This is a genomic window from Caballeronia catudaia, from assembly GCF_001544755.2.
Taxonomy (GTDB): Bacteria; Pseudomonadota; Gammaproteobacteria; order Burkholderiales; family Burkholderiaceae; genus Caballeronia; species Caballeronia catudaia.
Map to the genome: position 1 here is coordinate 1 of NZ_FCOF02000143.1, position 847 is coordinate 847.

The 847-nt window shown below is 64.9% G+C and carries 2 protein-coding genes; both read right to left on the minus strand.

Annotation, left to right across the window (positions count from 1 at the left end):
* Positions 1-536: ExeA family protein (locus AWB75_RS36485; RefSeq protein ID WP_061128750.1), on the minus strand; the 536-nt coding region annotated here is incomplete at its 3' end.
* 2 nt (positions 537-538) lie between these two features.
* Positions 539-847 (minus strand): Mu transposase C-terminal domain-containing protein (locus tag AWB75_RS36490; RefSeq protein WP_200823085.1); only part of this gene is annotated, 309 nt, incomplete at its 5' end.

Consider the following 847-nt stretch of genomic DNA (forward strand, 5'->3'; position numbering starts at 1 on the left):
CGGCTGTAGAGCGCGGCGTAAGGTGTGCGTTCGAGCATGCTGGCCAGCGGCGGATGACCGACCAGCCACACGGTGATGAGGTCGCGGGCATCGAAGGCGAAATTTAAAAAGCTGGGAAAGTCACGGAAGAACTCGGGCGGGAGGTTCTGAGCTTCATCGATGATCCATAAAGGCAAGACCTGTTTGCCGGTGGCGAGCTCGGTGATGCGCAGTTTCAGTTCGCGCCAGAGATCGGCGCGCCGGTAGCTGGGCTCCAGGCCGAGCGAGCGCGCAAGCGAGCGGTACAGGTCGATGCGGCCGAACTCGGTCTCGGCGAGGTAGATCGTCTGGTAGCGATGCGGATTCAGGCCGTGCGTGAGATGGCGCAGCGCAGCGGTCTTGCCCACGCCGGGCTCACCGGTCAGCAGGCCGATGCCGGGACTGGTCAGCAGCCACTGGAAGCGTTCGGCCAGGCGTGCGAGTGCGCCGTCGTCCCAGAGTTCGGTGCAGTCCTTGTCCAGCGGCGCGTGCCGCAGGCCGAAGTGTTGACGGTACATAGTCAGTCCTCCAGCCGGTAATGACGTTGATGCGTGAGCTCGATGAGGTTCGGCCCGGCGCTGATAGCCGCCGTGGCCGGCGCGACAGCGGGTCGCTGCCGGCGACGGTGAGTGTTCGCGACGAGATCAAGAGGTGTGGCCGCGCCAAGCAGCTGACCGGTGTCGCTCTCGACGCGTACTACGGTAGCGGTGTGCGGGGAGACGACGAGCACGACGCGCTGGCCGGTGAGTTCGTACGGGACTTCGAAGTAACGGCCGGCCCACGAGACGGTGCCGTTACGACGCACCAGTCGGGAAATACGATGCAGGAA